Source organism: Pantoea sp. RCC30.1, assembly GCF_058148845.1.
The window spans coordinates 1-15,757 of record NZ_JBXUHX010000021.1 but is presented as its reverse complement, the minus strand read 5'-3'; the positions used below and the strand labels follow the sequence as shown (position 1 = coordinate 15,757).

Genomic DNA, 15,757 nt, shown 5'->3' with positions numbered 1-15,757 from the left:
TTATTTCGCCAGGTTGAAGTTTTTCAGCTTCGCGGCGTTGCTTTCATCAATCAGCACGCAGTCCATCAGCTGCTTCTCCTGTTTCTGCGCTTTGCCATTCTTCAGGTAGTAATCCGCCTGCGTGACCGCCATCTGCGCCTGATCCCAGCCCGGCTGCAGCACCGTCGCTTTGATATTGCCTTTGTTGAGGATGGAATCGCGGGTATAGTCGCTGCCGTCAAAACCCACCACAATCACCGAGGTTTTTCCGGCGGCTTTGAGTGCGGCTTCCGCGCCCAGCGCCATGGTGTCGTTACCGGAGATTACGCCCACGATGTTGGGGTGTTTCTGCAGCAGGGTTTCCATGCGGCTGAAGGCTTCGGTCTGACTCCAGTTGGCGCTCTGCTGCGCCACCATCTTCATGTCGGTGTAGTCATCCAGCACGTCGTGATAGCCCTGGGACCGCACGCCCGCGTTGGTGTCAGACTCTTTACCCAGCAGTTCAACGTAGTCCCCTTTGCCGCCCAGCAATCTGGCAAACTTCTCTGCACCGAGTTGCGCGCCCTGATAGTTGTTGGAGACGATCTGCGCCACGGCGATGCCGGTTTTGTTGATCTCACGGTCAATCAGGAACACAGGAATACCGGCATCTTTGGCTTTCTGCACCGGCCCGACGGTGGCATCCGCGCCAGCGTTATCCAGAATGATCGCTTTGGCTTTGCGGCCAATCGCGGTCTCAATCAACTGGTTTTGCTTGTTCACATCATCGTCGTGCGACGCCACCAGCGTGGCGTAACCCAGCTCTTTGGCTCGGGCTAAGGCCCCTTCCGCCTCGGCTTTAAAAAAAGGGTTGTCATGGGATGGGGTGATAATCGCCAGCAGGCCTTGCTCAGCCGCCAGCACCGTTGCAGAAAAAGCGATCATCGAAGCCAGCAGGGTCAGTTTAATCAAAGGACGAGTCATTATTATTCTCCGCTTGAATATATATTCACATGCGATTTTATATGCATAATGACTATGCGCCTGCACTGACACGTCGTCCAATGCGCAATCGTTAAAAAGCGAAAACGATCACAAATTAGCCCGCGTTGTGATTTTGATCATCCTGGTTAACAATACCGGGCAGATTCAGAGAGGGAAAAACCGATGGCAAAACAGGATGAACAGCGATTGATGGTGAAGATTGCCACCCTTTACTATGTTGAAGGGTTGAAGCAGTCAGAGATTGCACAGTCGCTGACCCTATCGCAGTCGTTTGTCTCACGCATTCTTAATCGCAGCGTGAAAGAGGGTGTGGTCAAGATCAGTGTGGTACCGCCAGCCAATGTCTATCCGGAGCTGGAAAAGGCGATTGAGCAGACCTATAACCTGCCACAGGCGATTGTGGTGGATGTGCCGGATCAGGCGTCGTCGCTGCAGATTAAGCAGGCAATTGGATCGGCGGCCGCTCACTATCTGGAGACCCGGCTGCGTAATGATGAACTGATTGGCATTTCGTCGTGGAGCGGCACTATCCGGGCGATGGTAGATGCACTGCATCCGCTTAACAGCGCCTGCAAAGGGGTGATTCAACTGCTCGGCGGCGTCGGGGCCAACGGCAACGTACAGGCGACAATTCTGACGCAAAACCTGGCGGCGCTGCTGAACTGCCCCGCCTGGCTGCTGCCGTCGCAGTCGATTGAGCATTCGGTCAGCGATCGTCAGCGGCTGTCGGCCAACGCAGAGGTGGCCGAAGTGCTGAGTAAATTTGATCAGGTCGATCTGGCGATTGTCGGCATCGGCGATCTGGAGCCGTCTGCGCTGCTGCGTAATTCCGGCAACTACTACGATGGTAAAATGCTGCAGACGCTGGCGGCGCGTGGCGCGGTCGGTGATATCTGCCTGCACTATTTCGACGCCTGCGGGCAGCCGGTACTGAAAGCCGAAGAAGATCCGGTCATTGGGATGGAGCTGGCGCAGGTGAAACAGTGTTCGCAGGTTGTGGGTCTGGCAGGCGGACGGGAGAAAGCGCAGGCGATTCGCGGTGCGCTGCTGGGTGGCTACATTAAGGTGCTGATCATCGACTATCCCACGGCGCGGCTACTGCTCACGCCGCAGGATTAATCTTCATCTGTCAGATAGTGCGGTACGCCGTGGTGACTTTCCACAGGTAGCGTGGTGCCTGTGCTGCCGGATGCTTGTTCTGCACATGCTGATAGAACTCATCCGGTGACATGGAATTAATCATCGCAATGGCCCGATCGCGATCGCTGGAGAAGGTCCGCAGCAATGCGCCTGCGCCGTTAGCATAAGAGACGATGGTAGCGTAGCGCAGCGTCAGAGGATCACGAATGCCCGACAGCGCGGAATTCTGCAGAATACGGATATAGGCGGTGCCGATATCAATATTTTTGGCCGGATCGCGCAACTCCGCATTCGACGGCTGACCACGACGGCCCAGCGTGCGATAGACTTCGCGCCCGGCAGTCGAGGCTTTAATCTGCATCAGTCCCACCGCATTGGAACGGCTCACTACGCCCGGATTTCCACCCGACTCGACACTGATAATGGCGCTGATCAACTTCTCATCAACGCCATAATAACTGGCGGCATCTTCGGTAAACATTGCCCATGTCCCATTGACGCTGGACGGGGGTGCCTGAGTTAGCGGCGTGTTGCGTTGCTTAACGGCCTGGTGCGATGGCTCGCTGGCACAGCCTGTCAGGAGTAACGCTGAGAGTATAAGGTGTCGGATTGTCAGCAATTTTTCGTCTCGTAGCTGTTGTGGCGAATGCTATCATACCCATGCAGCCTGAGAGCAAAATTACCGTTTATCCTAAATGCACGAAAATGCGGCGCGTACCGTGACTTCAGTGAGACTTTTCGCCATCATCGCCGTAAGTCAGGCGCTCACAGCAGGAAATTATGATGATTTCACGTTCAGTTCGTCTTATCTCCCCCTCCGGTTACTGTCACAACCAGCCTGCGGCGCTGCAGGGCATTGCGCGCCTGCGCGCGGCGGGCCATCAGGTTGAGAACGATCAGGTGATCACCCGCCGTTTTCAGCGTTTCGCCGGAACAGACGCAGAACGCCTGGCGGATATCAACCAGCTTGCCAGCCTGAGCACCCTGCCCGACGTGGTGCTGGCGGTGCGTGGCGGTTATGGGGCCAGCCGGTTACTGGAATCTATCGACTACGTCGGCCTGCAACGCCGTCTGCTGAATCAGCCGGTGGCGCTGTGCGGCCACAGCGATTTCACCGCGATTCAGCTGGCGCTGCTGGCGCAGGTCGGCCTGATTACCTTCAGCGCACCGATGCTGGCCGGTAACTTTGGTGCCGCGACCTTATCTGAATTTACCCTTCACCACTTCTGGCAGGCACTGACATCACCTACAGTAGAGGTGAAATGGCAGAGCGAAACGCCAGATCAGGGAGAATGGCAGGGCACGCTGTGGGGCGGAAATCTGGCGATGATCTGCTCACTGATTGGCACGCCGTGGATGCCGCAAATCGAAAACGGCATTCTGGTGATCGAGGATGTGAATGAGCATCCGTTCCGCATAGAACGCATGCTGATTCAGCTGCAGCAGAGCGGTATTCTGGCGCGCCAGCGGGCGATCGTCACCGGCAGTTTCACCAGCACGGCTCTGTCAGAGTATGACAATGGGTTTAACTTCGATACCGTCTGGCAGTACGTGCGTGACACCACCGGCCTGCCGGTCATCAGTGGATTAGATTTTGGTCATGCCGCTGATACCGTCACACTGCCGCTGGGCGCCAGCACACGATTAGCGGTCAGCCAGGGCAACGCCCATTTGCAGGCGACCGGGCATCCCGTCCTGCGGGAATAGAGAGCGTTTCAGGAGATCGACATTGAAGCCGTTGTATGACGATTTGTGGATCTCAACCCCGGAATTTCCGGTGGAAGATGCCGTTAATGACCTGATGATGCATGGTTTTATGCTGCGTCATCCGCGCGGCAATCTGCTGATTGGCCGCGTAGAAAACCCGCTCGATCATGAAGTGATTGCCGAGTCCGGCGGCGTAATCCGCCATTATCTGACTCACTGGCACGAATCCGCGCCTGGTGCGGCGGTCATCCAGCAGCGCTTCAGCAGCGCGCTGTATTGCCACAGCCGGTCGCTGGGCCCCATCAGCCGTTTTGCTGAGCCTGATGACACCTTTACGCAGCAGGAGACGCACTTCGGGGATTTCCATCTGCTGCCGACACCTGGACACACGCCGGGCAGCTGTAGCTATCTCTATAGCTCACCGCTGGGGCTGACCTATCTGTTTGTGGGCGATACTGTGACGCGCTCTCATGACAACTGGATCTCGGTGCTGGTGCCGGACAGTAATCCGGCTGAGCTGAGCCAGACGCTGGAGTTTTATCGATCGCTGCGTCCCGACGTGGTGCTGATGAGTACCACGCGCGGGCATCTCTCCTGGAAAAAAGTCACGCTGCAGAGCTGGCTGGCGGCGATTGATGAAGCTGAACAGTATCCGCTGGATTTGCGTCAGCAACCGTTGTTCTGATTAAAGGGCTTTCGTCAGATAGTGGCGCTGATGATGCCGTGGATAGTTATCCAGGCTGAAGCGCAGCGTATAGCCGAGCTTTTCATAAAACGGTCGCGCCTGAAAACTGGCGGTATCCACCTGCGCAAAACGGCAGCCACGATCCCGCGCCTCCTGCTCTGCCGCCTGCATCAGCTCGCTGCCCGCCCCCTGCCCGCGTAGCGCCTCACTCACCCACAGCATATCAATCCGCAGCCAGTTTCCGGCGGTTGATCCGGTCAGTCCGGCCAGCTTTCTGCCCTGCTCATCACGAATAAACACGCCGATCGACCTGATCTCATCAATATTAATATATTTGCTGTTGAACGCAGTCAGACCCAGTCTGACTTCATCCAGATCCTGCGTCGTGACCTTGTCGGTAATCTCGGTTTGCATAGTGGCTCCGGGGGTTAAGTGTCGGAGTGCTGACGATCGTCGTAGCGCTCCAGGCTCAACGCATCAACATCGCGTTTTTCGCTGCGGCTGCAGGGCAGCAGTTTATCGCTGTCGCGGTATACAAAAAAGGTCGCCTGGCTGCGCTGGTTCACAATCAGCTGATCGCCATTGCGAAAGCGGGTAATCGCCACCTTATCACCCGCCTCTAAACGGGTACGCTGCTGACCGGCGGCAATCTGGAAATGCCCCGGCGACCACATTAACGTGGTTAAACCATATTCGGCACGCGAAACGGTCATGGTTGTCCGGCCGGGACAGTTAAGCTGAAATTCCGTCTCGCTCCAGGCGGGTGCGATGTGACAGGCCAGCAGGCCCAGGGCAATTAATGCTGCCTTCATGCTGTGTCTCCGCTGATTTTATTGAGATTTTTTAGCTTAACACATCAAAGGGCAGAGAAGAGGCATGGGAGTAACCCGCAGCAAGACCATTGAAAGATAGAATTGGCGTGCGAAAAAATCTGAAAGTTGAGAAAAAATAAAGTAATCCGGCCAGAGTAACAGGTTGCCACGCTGGCCGGATAGTGATTATTCAGCGGCCACCTCGGCGGCCACTAACATCAGTGCCAGCCCGGCATTCTCGCTATCATAAGCCTGCATTGCTGCACGTATATCGGCTGAACAAGCGAGCACCTGTTGCTTCTTATCGGCTTCTAACTGGTCAATCGCATGGCGAATAATCATTAGACTTGCTTCTTCTTCTTTCATCATTTATCCCTGGATTTGCCTAAGTGGTGCGCAAAGGAGCCAAGAATAACGTTTATTAATAAGCAAAGTCACCCCTTTACATTCCTGTTGCTTAACGATTAAACAAATCACAAACGGGAAGCGCAGCGGAAACTGCTATGATTAAGGAATTAATGGCGCGGCAGGATAGACTCTGCGCCAGAAAACTCCCAGGGATTGAAGCAGGTAAAAAATCATGATGCGATTCAGCATTTTTATACTTATCGCGATGCTGACTGGATGTTCATCTGGCCCGAAAGGGGTGGAATGTCCGGGCGAGGTCTCGACAATTTATGGTCAGTCGATAGGGCAGACCCAGGCCGTGATTTTTGATCTGGTTAATAGCTTCACCGTGACCCGGGATAATGTCAGCGTGAAAAGTGGGCCGCTGCAGTCGCTGGATCGGTTTAAATATGTCCCGTCGGCGGTGACACCCGAAGGCTACTCTGCGCAGCGCCTGTCAGATAAGCAGTTCCGCCTGATTAATCCTTACCAGGACACCCAAATCACCTGGACCTGTCCATAGAGGATGAATCCTGCTGCCAGATAGTTTATTGTCAGGAAACGTCAAGCAGCAGGTCTCCCCAATGGAAAAGCGTCTGGATAACAACGGTTATATCGACTTCCCCTTCCCTGCCACCCGCAATGCGGATGGCTCTGTAAATCCGTGTGGTTTTGATCTGACGCTGGAAACCGGTCGCCTTGAGGAGATCGAGGTGCTGAATCGTTCGGTGAATCTGCGGCGGCTCGTTGAGGAGATCAATCTGCAGGAGGGGCTGTTTATGACCCTGGCCTGTGACTGGCAGCAGCAGCCTGATGCAGTCTGTGGCTTTATCGATGTGGCCTTTCGTCCCGACCTGCCGCAACACGGCCATGAGGAGGCTCTGCTACTGGAAGCGAGTTTTTATCGCTACCTGACCGGGCAGGAGAAGCAACATCAGATGTCTGCGGAGACGCTGGTCAATTATGCCCGTTCGGTACTCGACTGGAGCTGGTCGCCGCTGCGCCAGCGTCAGCGCGACTATGAAAAGATCACCATTCAGTTCTATTGCCCGCAGGCGGATGATGCCGAATGGTGTTTTGATCACCTGCGTCATTTCCTGGTGAGCGTCTACCCGGCCTGCGTCGCCGCTCGTTCACTCTGATCCTCTCTGCCTCCGGAGTCGCTATGCGTTCTGCTGCGCTGTCTGTTTTCACGCTGTTCTGCTCGCTGTTTTTTGCCGCTGCGGCCCAGGCCGATCGTTGCCAGCAAATCCGCGCTGGTCTGGATATCGGTTCCGGCACGACCAAAATTGCAGTTGCCCGCGTCAATGTCTGCCAGTTGCGCATCGAAAAGGTGCTGTATCAGGATCAGCGTGCCGTGGCCTGGAACGACGCATTAGCCCATTCAACGAATAACCAGCTCAATGCGGTGATAGTCCGGGAAGGCGCTGCTGCACTGCAGCAGATGATTGCACATGCACAGCGCTTTCATCCCCAGCGAATCAGCGGCGTGGCCACGGCGGTGTTCCGCAACGCCAGCAACGGTCAGGCCGTCATTGAACAGTTGCAGCGCCAGAGCGGTGCACAAATCGGTATTATCTCGCAGCAGCAGGAAGCCAGACTCGGTTTTCTCTCCGCTAAAGCCGCGCTTAACGATCCGTCGATTCGCGATGAGCAGTTGCTGGTCTGGGACATTGGCGGCGGCTCGATGCAGATGACCGCCTGGCGACAGCAGGCAGGCAAGCCGGTGGCCGATATCTATCAGGGCAAGCTGGCCTCGGTGACGCTGAAAAACTTTATTCTGACGGTGCTGAAGAATAGCCCGGATGCCAAATCCCCCAATCCGATTGGCTCGTGGCGGCAGTCGGTGTTGCGCTTTGTGCAGTTTTACGCAGCTAATGAAGTCAGTCCGCAGATTAAACAGGATGTGGCGGGTCGTCGGGTGATTGGTATCGGGGGCGTGCACGGTTTTTCCATCCGTAATCAGTTACCGGGCAAACCCAACCATTATACGCTGGCGGCGTTAAGCAAGTTGTCGCAGCAGCAGGTCTGGAAAGGTGACAGCGAGCTCTCTGGAGACTACCGTGCCACCGACGTCAGCAATCTGTTGCTGGTGGAAGGCTATATGCAGGCACTGAAAATAGATGATGTCACGATTGTGGAGGCCAGTCTGATTCAGGGCGTGCTGCTGCAGTAGTACGGCGTTTCCCGCGCTATACGTCGGATTTGACCAGCCGGATGGCATGATCCAGCATCCGCTGCTCATCCCGCTCACTGTGGGCGCGCTGCTGACGGGTACGTTTAAGCAGATCATAGATTTCGCCACGTCGGGTGTCATGGCCGCGCTCCATCAGCACGATCACCGCATCACCAATTACCCGGCAAACTTCGTCATAATCATCATCATTCAGCACATCACGTTTCATCGTTTCTCCTCCGGCTGCGCCTGAGTGCGCCTCTCTTTCCAAAGGCTAGACAGTAAATGCCTTACCCGCAAACGCAGCGCCATTAACAGCCAGAAATGATTTTTTAGCCCGATATTCCTCGCTGGAAGAGCAGAATTCACTATCTTTGCTACGCTTTGAGGGTCTCACTCAAAACCAAGGAGCAATAAATGTCAGGAAAAATCGAAGATAAAGTAAAAGAAGCCGCTGGCGCAGTTCAGGAACAATGGGGTGCAGCAACCGGTTCATCTGAGCATCAGGCTAAAGGCGCAGCACGCCGTTACACCAACCAGGCAAGCTATGCTGCCCGCGACGCTGCTGAAACCATCCGGGATCAGGTTCAATCCAATCCTGTAGCTGGTCTGGCCGTTGCTGCAGGCGTTGGCGTATTCATTGGCTTCCTGCTGGGTCGCAAGTAAACCCGCTGAACGTCAACAGAACGGGAGCCACTGGCTTCCGTTTTTTTTGCTCTGACGCTCTGCGTCTGCTGAGAAATATCTGAAAGATAAGCCTTTTCAGGCCAGCTCGCAGTAAAACTCTATGCTTAATTACGTTCTCTTTCTGACAACATCAAGGTGACCTTATGAAAACAATTTCTGCTCTGCTGCTGGTTGCAGCAACTTTCACCTCTCTGGCAGGCTGCTCGCAGAAGAGCGACGCGATTAAAGATGATGGCCGCCCTCATGCACCAAGCGGTCAGTCTTCACCAGGCGGTACACTGGGTTCCGGTCCAGTGGGTCAACCTCAGTCGTAGTCCCCTGCCCCGGCATGCGTGCCGGGGTTTGCTCAGATCGTTTTTTTCATTGCTACATAGAACCCAAAAAATAAATCCACTAATAATTAACTCCCTATTAATGTTTGCCGAAATTAAATTAATCCCTCTCATTTCATTTTTATAAGAATCATCCCATCTCTTTTCGATAATCCCTTACTCTTTTTACACAATCCTGTATATATACCCCGAATAAACAACATTAAATTTGTGGAAACAATTTAAACAGATATTCTACGAACACGAAAAAACAATTCCTCAAAATGAACTTTAACGGTAAGAATATTCTCTAATAATGCACAACACCTTTTGTTAAATATTATTTATACGTTCAAGAGAATTCAGACGTGAAGAAAAAAAAGATTTATCTGATAGACCGACTTTTAACGCTTTATTCTCGATTTTCCAGCAGAACAAAACCGCAGGCCTTGCAGGCACTGGCACCCGCGACGGTGGTGATATACTCCACTACTGCATTGGGCGACTTTTTGATGAATACGCCGGCTATCTGGAGCCTGAAAAATCGTTTTCCTACCAGTAAATTTGTTCTGGTCTCCAGCAAGAAAAATAAAGACCTGGTCAGCCGTTATAACTGGTTCGATAAGATTTATATCTGGGATAACAAGATTGCGAATTTCCTGCCGCTGTTTTTCAAACTGCGCCGCCATAAACCTGACCTGTCAGTGATATTACACGCCCATTTCCCGTACGATATTATGAGTTCGGTACTGACCGGCAGTAAGGTGATTGTGCGTGATCATTACGGCCGCGAGTCGCCTGTGTTAAATAAATACCTTGATCACTACTCAGGCTATTTCGACGACCACACCATCAAGCGTAAGCTGAAACTGATTGAAGCCCTGGGCGCAGAAACAGAGCAGACCCGGATGCATCTGCCCGAGTTGAACAACACTTCCACTGCTAAGACTGGCCATCGTCGTATCGGTTTTCAGTTAGGGGCATCAAAAGATATTCGCCGCTGGCCGCTGGCCTCTTTCAGCCAGCTGGCGACAGCGTTGCTTGAGCGCTGGCCTGACACTGAGATTATCGTTACAGGCACCGCCGCTGAGCAGCCTCTTGAGAAGCAATTTATCGAAAGCCTGCCACTGCACTGCCGTGCGCGCGTGACGCCAATGGCGGGTAAAACGAATCTCGGCGGGCTGATTAGCCTGATTCAGACGCTGGATGTGCTGGTTACCGGTGATACCGGCCCGCTGCACATTGCCGTGGCCGCGCAGACGCCGACGGTCAGCCTGTTCTCCACCGCCAATCCGCGCTATACCGGCCCCTGCCAGGACAGCGATCGTCACATCATTATTCATCGTCCGGATAAAACCTCGTCAAAGCATCCGATGGCGTCGATCAAGGCCGATGAGGTTGAGCAGGCTGTGGCTAAGCTGGTGGGGTAATGAACGACCTTTCTCAAGCCATCATTGCGCTGATTGAATACCACAATCAGCCAACCTTACTGGGCTGGTTCCATAAAATGGATCGGGCAGGTTTTCATCTGCAGCAGTTACCGCTGAATGAGGTGGAATTTGCGATTCTGATGAGTGATTTTTTTAGCACATTCAACGTCAGCTCTGAACATTATGATGAAACACGTTATTTTCCGGCGTCGCGCCCGCGGCGCTTTACGCCTGCCGGGTGGTTTAACGCATGCGCATATTGTCCATTAACGGTAGACATGCTGTGTGAAGCGGCCAGCCTGGGACGCTGGCCTAAAGAGGATCACTGAATAATGGTGTGGGCGAAGGCGTCATAAACCTCGCGGCTGCTCAGCGCGTTGACCTCACGTGATGCCGGTTGCAGTATCTGATAGTTAACCTGCCACGGATGCCAGCACGCCGGATCGCTGTCACCAAACAGCGCCACCACCGGCAACCCCAGCGCAGCACCAATGTGCATCGCCCCGCCATCACTGCTCACCAGCCCCTGACACAAGGACATTGCTGCAATCAACTGCGGCAGGCTGGTGGTAGTCACCGCCTTGATGGGCAGGTGCGGACAGAGCGCCATAATTTCACGCGCTTTCTCATCATCACCCGGATGACGCGGATTCTCGCGGCTGCCAGGCGACCAGAGCAGCATAATCTGGCAGGGATGACGCGCCGCAATTTTTTCAGCCAGCCCGGCAAACTGCGTTGCCTCCCACTGCTGGCTCGGCTTGCGGGCGCTGATCTGTAATGCATAGACCGGCACAGTGGAATCAATCGCGTAGGTATCACGCAGGCTGGCGGCAATCGCCGCATCCGGCCGCAGGGTCAGTTTGCCTGGCGCTGTGGCGCTAAGATTGAAAGGGCGCCCAAGGCTGAACAGGGTTTCGCTGATATGACACGGTGACTGGCTGGGCGGCGGTAATAGATCCGTAATCAACGGATGCGACTGTTCACCCAGTGCAATCACTTTGCCGGGCCGCACCGTTTTCACCCACTTCATACCATGCTGATCCCAGCGGCTTTTTGCCAGGATCACCGCGTCGTAGCGTTGCTTTTTCAGGTTCAGCATCAGCTTCAGTCGCTGTAATACGCAGGCCAGTCGCCCATGCCCCGCCTCACGATGATGCAGCTTGGTGTAATAGAAGAGCTGCCGGATATCGGGATTGTGCTGCAGTACGGGCGCAGCGTAATTGTTGGTCAGCACATCGACCTGATACTGGCCCGACTGCGCCAGCTCACTGATCAGCGGCGTGGTCAGCAAGGTGTCACCAATATTATCCCGACAAATAATTAAAACCCGCATCTCTGACATCCTCTGCGCACAGGCTACGCCGTACTGGCTGAATAAAAGTGAGACTCGCCCGGTTAACGTTCTGAAAACGATAACGTAACGATATAGTCAGCAAATTAGTCAGCTAAGTGTCAGATTGGTTCCATGGTTGCGATAGTGTTAAAGGGCGAGGCTGCAACAAAAGACCTGCTGCTCGCCTGAATGATTAGCCCGGCTATTGATTTAAAATGATCAGCACTGTCGGGTTCGCGTAAGAGAAAGAAAAGGCCACCGAGGGCGGCCTGAAGTAGTCGCGATGCAGACCGGAATCTTTTAGTCGGTGCTCCTGGATAGCAGGCTGATAGCCAGTGTCATAACGGGTTCCGTTTCCGGGTTGATGGCGGTAAACATTTGATGAATTTTTTCAGAAATGGCTTCACGGGTTACCCGCTTATCTTCAGTCACAATTTCCATTACAGCCTGCCCGAATAGCAGTCGACATGCCGCAATGGCATCACTCAGAGCTTCATCATCCATAATATTCTCCCTGTTTATTGGCAGAAGAGTACACATCTGCGGCAGCAGGATCATGTGCAACTGTTCTTTTTGCGGCACAGGTTACAAAAATGAATCGGCTGTAACGATCAGAAAGCCTGTCCTGACACATTTATTGCCAGGCGCTTACCTGTTACGAAGTTTATTAACAGAGAGTGTTGTTTAATAAATCAAGTGCAACGCTGTAAATCAACTCAGGCTGAGCATCCGGTAACATCACCTTTATTTTTTCTTCCAGGGCTCGATTTGTAACCGGTTGATTATCTGCTAGTAACTCCAGCACTGCCTGACCAAAGATGAGGCGGCAGATATAAATCGCGTCTTTCGTATATTTAGTTTCCATAAATACCCCTTATGAGTGAGCTATTACAGTAGCGAGATTCAGACGCGGGCGGATGAAAGATGTACGATTCCCCTCTTTTTTTGCAGTAGCATCGGATAATGCAATTTGCAGAAATATTAAAACGCAATGCAGCGAGGATTGATTTGTCAGCATGCTGATCAGGAAAGGACTTTTACACTGCGGTGCGAATGTATTAAGTGCGCATTATTCTCTACGATCATGAGGTGTACATTTGTCAGACCCGCAATGAGTGAAGATATGACGCGAAGGGAATGCAAAACCGTGAAAAGCAGACACAAAAAAGCCCGCATAGCGATTAACGCTATGCGGGCTTGAACAGGCATTACATATTTTCGATGATCGCGTCACCAAACTCTCAACATTTCAGCAGTTTAGCGCCATCCATCAGGCGTTCGAAATCGTAAGTCACGGTCTTGTTAGCGATAGCGCCTTCAACACCTTTAACAATCAGGTCAGCCGCTTCGAACCACTCCATGTGACGCAGCATTACATGATTATAAGGAGGCTAAGCAATTGAATTTAAATAATTAAAATTAATTACCGCGGTCATTTACTATGCTTTTTGAATAAAAAAATAATCCATATAGATCAATGAGATTATGATTGTTTTGCAGAATGATTAGAGAAGTGAGCTCCTCGTAAACCACTGGCTGTACACACAGATTTTCGGGGAGGCATTGATAATCATCCCAGCGGCCCATCAAAATGTCCGCTTTGCATGTATAAATTCACACTAACCGCTGGACTTCAACGAGAGGTAATATCTGATGCTAGGCGCTGAGTGGCTAGAAGGGAAGTTAATGGCCCATGGTGCCGGCGAACGGTAACTGCAAGGTTTTGGGTGTAGCGATTGAGACGAAGATGCGTTTGGTTTAAGGCTTAGCAGCCGGAAGAGGCGTTTGGGTGAGAGTCTCTAGCTTAATTTCTTAAAGATACTAATTCAGGATGATTAAATTTAGTGGCTAAAAAAGGTGACTTTAGACCGACACAGAAAGAGGTCGACGATGCCATAAACATTCCAAAGCAGGTGACGTTTTCGGGCACCTCATGGAGTGGCAGCGAGGGACGTCAGCCGATTTGGTTCAAGCTAGATTTAAAGCCATTTGATCAGAATGGTATTCCTCTTCAAGGAATTAGATTTTTACTTGATTGGCGCAACCCCTTGGTACAAGGGGCGGATACAATAAAATTGTCCTTCGTTATGCTGATGCAAGACAGAAGAATTTATGCTCTTGACCCTATCCTTCTGAAAGGCATAGGAATAGAGTCGTAGTTGCTCACCCTGATTTTGTTGAAGTAGCTATTGGCCCGCACTACCACATGTACTTTGAATCAGTGGGTGAAGCGGTTGCTTTGAAGCTTGAAACAACCATCAAACCAGATGACTTTTTAGGCTACTGGAATTACTTCTGTTCTAAGCTTAATATCACATACACAGGCAATCCGCCGTTACCGAATCAGGACAATTCAGGCCAGCTATCATGGGAAATGTAACGTGTTCAACAGTAATATATAAGCTCGGGTTTGAGTGCCAACCCATGAGCGATACACTGCTGCGCGTCATTAGCCCGTTCACTTACTATGATGATAGCGAGCAGATCAGTGTGTTTGTCCAAGAGATGAGCGGCCAGTATCGTATTACTGACTACTGCGACACATTGATGAATATTGAGTCCAGAGGGATCAGTTTGACCAAAAGGAAAATTGACCTCATTAGGGCATCATTAGCTTCTCAAGGAATCACTCTAGATGATTCAGGAGAAATCTCTGCATGGGCTAGTGAAAGCACAGTTGGAGCCATGACGGCCAATGTAATCCGCGGGGGATTGTTAGCTTCAGCGCAATCATCTGAATGGTATGCCGAAGTAAAGGATGACAAATTTGAAAGGTGTGTCATTAGCTACCTGAAATCGCAGGGGTTAGGCGCAAGACTCTCTCTTAAGGAAAAAGTTAGGGGCATTAGCGGACACGAGATCACTGTGCCTATCACTCTAAAGCAGGAATCACCACTAGCTCTGCCAAAGAGAGGGTTTACAGTAAGCTTAGCCAGCTCTAGAGGATGGAACACCGCGCATTCCACGGTTGGTAAGATTGTTGATATATCACCGTCTGTACCAAATCTCAGTGATCGCTTTGTGATTGTAGATAGCGAAGGGCTTAGTGCTGAGTTGCAGCAATTGTCATTGTTGTTTAACGACAGTGCAATTGTTCTGCCTTTTCACAACAGAGCATCATGGATTGAGACTTTAGTAGCCTAGCAGCCATAACCCGGCCACCGCGCCGGGTTTTTCAAGCCTGCAACATCGATAGCACGCAACTGAGCGGGCATTTTACACTTACCTTATGAGCAAAAAACTAACACTACTGTTCAAGCGAGAACGACTAAACCTGAAGCCTTGGGAGCCAACACCCCTTGAAGGTCTTCACCGAATAGCCGCTAAATGCAGGCGGGACGAAATCGCAGAGATACATATCAGATTGCGGTATTTTCAGGCAGAGAGAGCAATGACGCCCGAATGGGATGGCGACACTCAGGACGACATCTGGAAAGCTGGTAATGAACTCCGACAGATACTCAAGTTAATTTCTAAAAGCTAAGAGCCCGCCACTGTGCGGGCTTTTTTGTGCCTTAATGTCCAGATCTGCCTTAGTAGGTTTAAAAAGATTCCCACTTACTGTTCATGTGGAAGATCTTCTTTTCGTTCTTATTTTTAGCAAATCATGTAATTTTTCACTTGTTTCATTTTTACGGAAAATGTTTTAATCTTTTTTCACTTTTAATTCTCTGAACCTTTTCGTGTTTGTAGGGGTAAGCCGTAACTGCTTGCAACGCAGCCAAGCAATCTTCCCTTGTAAAAAGATAAGGTGATTTCAGATTATTGCCTTTCCGATAAGCTTTTAAACGACCCTCTGACACCCATTTTGATAAGGTCACAATAAAGATACCGAGCAATTCAGCAGCTTCTTTCTTGGTCAGAGTTACCTTTTCCATGGAGGCCTCGTTGGGTCAACATTGAGTTTCTGCTAAGCATACTTAATTTGTTAGCGAAAGGTCTGAGTTACCCACCCCGTAGCCTGCTCAGACAGGAGCGGATGAGTAATTGCCCGGTCGCCGGTTTTTTTTATGCTGGCTTATCAGGCCAGCTAATCTTGGGCGCAGTGGAAGTGTAAGTATCCCGCTTAACCGGACCATTCACTTTTAGAGATCTTCCGACATACTGATTATGTCCTTCGAGGAGA

At 51.7% G+C, this 15,757-nt stretch carries 22 protein-coding genes and 1 pseudogene; 12 read left to right on the top strand and 11 right to left on the bottom strand.

Annotated elements, in window-relative coordinates; translation table 11 throughout:
- On the bottom strand, nucleotides 1-942 hold the full coding sequence (locus AC2LB6_RS17370; protein WP_490094423.1) for a D-ribose ABC transporter substrate-binding protein: 942 nt from the start codon (nucleotides 940-942) through the stop codon (nucleotides 1-3).
- A 183-nt stretch (nucleotides 943-1,125) separates the two neighbouring features.
- On the opposite strand from AC2LB6_RS17370, the gene AC2LB6_RS17365 reads away from it, so the two are divergent.
- Nucleotides 1,126-2,082 (top strand): sugar-binding transcriptional regulator, encoded by a 957-nt coding sequence (locus AC2LB6_RS17365; RefSeq protein WP_490094422.1) that lies wholly within the window; start codon nucleotides 1,126-1,128, stop codon nucleotides 2,080-2,082.
- A 10-nt stretch (nucleotides 2,083-2,092) separates the two neighbouring features.
- On the opposite strand, the gene emtA is transcribed toward AC2LB6_RS17365, so the two are convergent.
- Nucleotides 2,093-2,722 (bottom strand): membrane-bound lytic murein transglycosylase EmtA, encoded by a 630-nt coding sequence (gene emtA / locus AC2LB6_RS17360; RefSeq protein WP_490094421.1) that lies wholly within the window; start codon nucleotides 2,720-2,722, stop codon nucleotides 2,093-2,095.
- A 164-nt stretch (nucleotides 2,723-2,886) separates the two neighbouring features.
- Between emtA and ldcA the strand changes: the two genes are divergently transcribed.
- Entirely contained in the window at nucleotides 2,887-3,810 is a 924-nt protein-coding gene (gene ldcA / locus AC2LB6_RS17355; RefSeq protein WP_490094461.1) for a muramoyltetrapeptide carboxypeptidase, read from the top strand.
- Nucleotides 3,811-3,832: 22 nt separating this feature from the next.
- The gene (locus AC2LB6_RS17350) at nucleotides 3,833-4,495 is read left to right on the top strand and encodes an MBL fold metallo-hydrolase (RefSeq protein WP_490094420.1); all 663 of its coding nucleotides are present in this window, start codon (nucleotides 3,833-3,835) and stop codon (nucleotides 4,493-4,495) included.
- Here AC2LB6_RS17350 and AC2LB6_RS17345 read toward each other — a convergent pair whose 3' ends face one another.
- The 3 genes from AC2LB6_RS17345 to AC2LB6_RS17335 form a co-directional block, all read right to left on the bottom strand.
- On the bottom strand, nucleotides 4,496-4,909 hold the full coding sequence (locus AC2LB6_RS17345; RefSeq protein WP_490094419.1) for a GNAT family N-acetyltransferase: 414 nt from the start codon (nucleotides 4,907-4,909) through the stop codon (nucleotides 4,496-4,498). It lies immediately after the preceding gene.
- A 14-nt stretch (nucleotides 4,910-4,923) separates the two neighbouring features.
- Entirely contained in the window at nucleotides 4,924-5,307 is a 384-nt protein-coding gene (locus AC2LB6_RS17340; protein ID WP_490094418.1) for a hypothetical protein, read from the bottom strand.
- Between the two features lie 186 nt (nucleotides 5,308-5,493).
- Nucleotides 5,494-5,673 (bottom strand): hypothetical protein, encoded by a 180-nt coding sequence (locus AC2LB6_RS17335; protein ID WP_490094460.1) that lies wholly within the window; start codon nucleotides 5,671-5,673, stop codon nucleotides 5,494-5,496.
- Nucleotides 5,674-5,887: 214 nt separating this feature from the next.
- On the opposite strand from AC2LB6_RS17335, the gene AC2LB6_RS17330 reads away from it, so the two are divergent.
- From AC2LB6_RS17330 to AC2LB6_RS17320, 3 genes are all read left to right on the top strand, one after another.
- Nucleotides 5,888-6,217 carry a hypothetical protein gene (locus tag AC2LB6_RS17330; protein ID WP_490094417.1) on the top strand — a complete coding sequence of 110 codons (330 nt, stop codon included), beginning with the start codon at nucleotides 5,888-5,890 and terminating at the stop codon, nucleotides 6,215-6,217.
- Nucleotides 6,218-6,278: 61 nt separating this feature from the next.
- Nucleotides 6,279-6,836: a hypothetical protein gene (locus tag AC2LB6_RS17325; RefSeq protein WP_490094416.1), complete on the top strand. Its 558-nt coding sequence runs from the start codon at nucleotides 6,279-6,281 to the stop codon at nucleotides 6,834-6,836.
- A 23-nt stretch (nucleotides 6,837-6,859) separates the two neighbouring features.
- Nucleotides 6,860-7,870, top strand: coding sequence for a Ppx/GppA phosphatase family protein (locus AC2LB6_RS17320; protein WP_490094415.1), 1,011 nt, complete (start codon nucleotides 6,860-6,862; stop codon nucleotides 7,868-7,870).
- Nucleotides 7,871-7,886: 16 nt separating this feature from the next.
- Here the strand turns inward: AC2LB6_RS17320 and AC2LB6_RS17315 are convergent, their stop codons facing one another.
- Nucleotides 7,887-8,099 carry a DUF2767 family protein gene (locus tag AC2LB6_RS17315; RefSeq protein ID WP_090962122.1) on the bottom strand — a complete coding sequence of 71 codons (213 nt, stop codon included), beginning with the start codon at nucleotides 8,097-8,099 and terminating at the stop codon, nucleotides 7,887-7,889.
- 188 nt (nucleotides 8,100-8,287) lie between these two features.
- Between AC2LB6_RS17315 and AC2LB6_RS17310 the strand changes: the two genes are divergently transcribed.
- The 4 genes from AC2LB6_RS17310 (at nucleotide 8,288) to AC2LB6_RS17295 (ending at nucleotide 10,627) form a co-directional block, all read left to right on the top strand.
- Nucleotides 8,288-8,536: an ElaB/YgaM/YqjD family protein gene (locus AC2LB6_RS17310; RefSeq protein WP_090962124.1), complete on the top strand. Its 249-nt coding sequence runs from the start codon at nucleotides 8,288-8,290 to the stop codon at nucleotides 8,534-8,536.
- A 164-nt stretch (nucleotides 8,537-8,700) separates the two neighbouring features.
- Complete coding sequence (locus tag AC2LB6_RS17305; RefSeq protein WP_175501410.1) at nucleotides 8,701-8,871, top strand: hypothetical protein; 171 nt, start codon at nucleotides 8,701-8,703, stop codon at nucleotides 8,869-8,871.
- Between the two features lie 365 nt (nucleotides 8,872-9,236).
- Nucleotides 9,237-10,298 carry a glycosyltransferase family 9 protein gene (locus tag AC2LB6_RS17300; protein WP_490094414.1) on the top strand — a complete coding sequence of 354 codons (1,062 nt, stop codon included), beginning with the start codon at nucleotides 9,237-9,239 and terminating at the stop codon, nucleotides 10,296-10,298.
- Nucleotides 10,298-10,627 carry a DUF1493 family protein gene (locus AC2LB6_RS17295; RefSeq protein WP_490094413.1) on the top strand — a complete coding sequence of 110 codons (330 nt, stop codon included), beginning with the start codon at nucleotides 10,298-10,300 and terminating at the stop codon, nucleotides 10,625-10,627. The genes AC2LB6_RS17300 and AC2LB6_RS17295 overlap by 1 nt, the downstream gene beginning before the upstream one ends.
- Here AC2LB6_RS17295 and AC2LB6_RS17290 read toward each other — a convergent pair.
- The 4 genes and pseudogenes from AC2LB6_RS17290 to AC2LB6_RS17275 form a co-directional block, all read right to left on the bottom strand.
- Nucleotides 10,621-11,631, bottom strand: a complete 1,011-nt coding sequence (locus AC2LB6_RS17290; protein WP_490094412.1) for a glycosyltransferase family 9 protein — start codon at nucleotides 11,629-11,631, stop codon at nucleotides 10,621-10,623. The two genes, AC2LB6_RS17295 and AC2LB6_RS17290, sit on opposite strands and share 7 nt — an antisense overlap.
- Before the next feature lie 300 nt (nucleotides 11,632-11,931).
- Nucleotides 11,932-12,135, bottom strand: a complete 204-nt coding sequence (locus AC2LB6_RS17285; RefSeq protein ID WP_490094411.1) for a hypothetical protein — start codon at nucleotides 12,133-12,135, stop codon at nucleotides 11,932-11,934.
- Between the two features lie 163 nt (nucleotides 12,136-12,298).
- On the bottom strand, nucleotides 12,299-12,496 hold the full coding sequence (locus AC2LB6_RS17280; protein ID WP_490094410.1) for a hypothetical protein: 198 nt from the start codon (nucleotides 12,494-12,496) through the stop codon (nucleotides 12,299-12,301).
- A 376-nt stretch (nucleotides 12,497-12,872) separates the two neighbouring features.
- A pseudogene (locus AC2LB6_RS17275) lies at nucleotides 12,873-13,007 on the bottom strand (NADP-dependent isocitrate dehydrogenase); the annotation flags it as partial.
- A 468-nt stretch (nucleotides 13,008-13,475) separates the two neighbouring features.
- Between AC2LB6_RS17275 and AC2LB6_RS17270 the strand changes: the two are divergent.
- Nucleotides 13,476-13,790, top strand: a complete 315-nt coding sequence (locus AC2LB6_RS17270) for a hypothetical protein (protein ID WP_490094409.1) — start codon at nucleotides 13,476-13,478, stop codon at nucleotides 13,788-13,790.
- A gap of 265 nt (nucleotides 13,791-14,055) precedes the next feature.
- Nucleotides 14,056-14,775, top strand: coding sequence for a DUF1828 domain-containing protein (locus AC2LB6_RS17265; protein WP_490094408.1), 720 nt, complete (start codon nucleotides 14,056-14,058; stop codon nucleotides 14,773-14,775).
- Between the two features lie 488 nt (nucleotides 14,776-15,263).
- Here AC2LB6_RS17265 and AC2LB6_RS17260 read toward each other — a convergent pair whose 3' ends face one another.
- Entirely contained in the window at nucleotides 15,264-15,509 is a 246-nt protein-coding gene (locus tag AC2LB6_RS17260) for a helix-turn-helix domain-containing protein (protein ID WP_490094407.1), read from the bottom strand.
- Between the last annotated feature and the right edge of the window lie 248 nt (nucleotides 15,510-15,757).

Coding starts and splice junctions, on each gene's coding strand:
- AC2LB6_RS17370 (WP_490094423.1), bottom strand. CDS start 942: ATGACTCGTCCTTTGATTAAACTGACCCTGCTGGCTTCGATGATCGCT.
- AC2LB6_RS17365 (WP_490094422.1), top strand. CDS start 1,126: ATGGCAAAACAGGATGAACAGCGATTGATGGTGAAGATTGCCACCCTT.
- ldcA (WP_490094461.1), top strand. CDS start 2,887: ATGATTTCACGTTCAGTTCGTCTTATCTCCCCCTCCGGTTACTGTCAC.
- AC2LB6_RS17345 (WP_490094419.1), bottom strand. CDS start 4,909: ATGCAAACCGAGATTACCGACAAGGTCACGACGCAGGATCTGGATGAA.
- AC2LB6_RS17340 (WP_490094418.1), bottom strand. CDS start 5,307: ATGAAGGCAGCATTAATTGCCCTGGGCCTGCTGGCCTGTCACATCGCA.
- AC2LB6_RS17335 (WP_490094460.1), bottom strand. CDS start 5,673: ATGAAAGAAGAAGAAGCAAGTCTAATGATTATTCGCCATGCGATTGAC.
- AC2LB6_RS17330 (WP_490094417.1), top strand. CDS start 5,888: ATGATGCGATTCAGCATTTTTATACTTATCGCGATGCTGACTGGATGT.
- AC2LB6_RS17325 (WP_490094416.1), top strand. CDS start 6,279: ATGGAAAAGCGTCTGGATAACAACGGTTATATCGACTTCCCCTTCCCT.
- AC2LB6_RS17320 (WP_490094415.1), top strand. CDS start 6,860: ATGCGTTCTGCTGCGCTGTCTGTTTTCACGCTGTTCTGCTCGCTGTTT.
- AC2LB6_RS17315 (WP_090962122.1), bottom strand. CDS start 8,099: ATGAAACGTGATGTGCTGAATGATGATGATTATGACGAAGTTTGCCGG.
- AC2LB6_RS17310 (WP_090962124.1), top strand. CDS start 8,288: ATGTCAGGAAAAATCGAAGATAAAGTAAAAGAAGCCGCTGGCGCAGTT.
- AC2LB6_RS17305 (WP_175501410.1), top strand. CDS start 8,701: ATGAAAACAATTTCTGCTCTGCTGCTGGTTGCAGCAACTTTCACCTCT.
- AC2LB6_RS17295 (WP_490094413.1), top strand. CDS start 10,298: ATGAACGACCTTTCTCAAGCCATCATTGCGCTGATTGAATACCACAAT.
- AC2LB6_RS17290 (WP_490094412.1), bottom strand. CDS start 11,631: ATGCGGGTTTTAATTATTTGTCGGGATAATATTGGTGACACCTTGCTG.
- AC2LB6_RS17285 (WP_490094411.1), bottom strand. CDS start 12,135: ATGGATGATGAAGCTCTGAGTGATGCCATTGCGGCATGTCGACTGCTA.
- AC2LB6_RS17280 (WP_490094410.1), bottom strand. CDS start 12,496: ATGGAAACTAAATATACGAAAGACGCGATTTATATCTGCCGCCTCATC.
- AC2LB6_RS17265 (WP_490094408.1), top strand. CDS start 14,056: ATGAGCGATACACTGCTGCGCGTCATTAGCCCGTTCACTTACTATGAT.
- AC2LB6_RS17260 (WP_490094407.1), bottom strand. CDS start 15,509: ATGGAAAAGGTAACTCTGACCAAGAAAGAAGCTGCTGAATTGCTCGGT.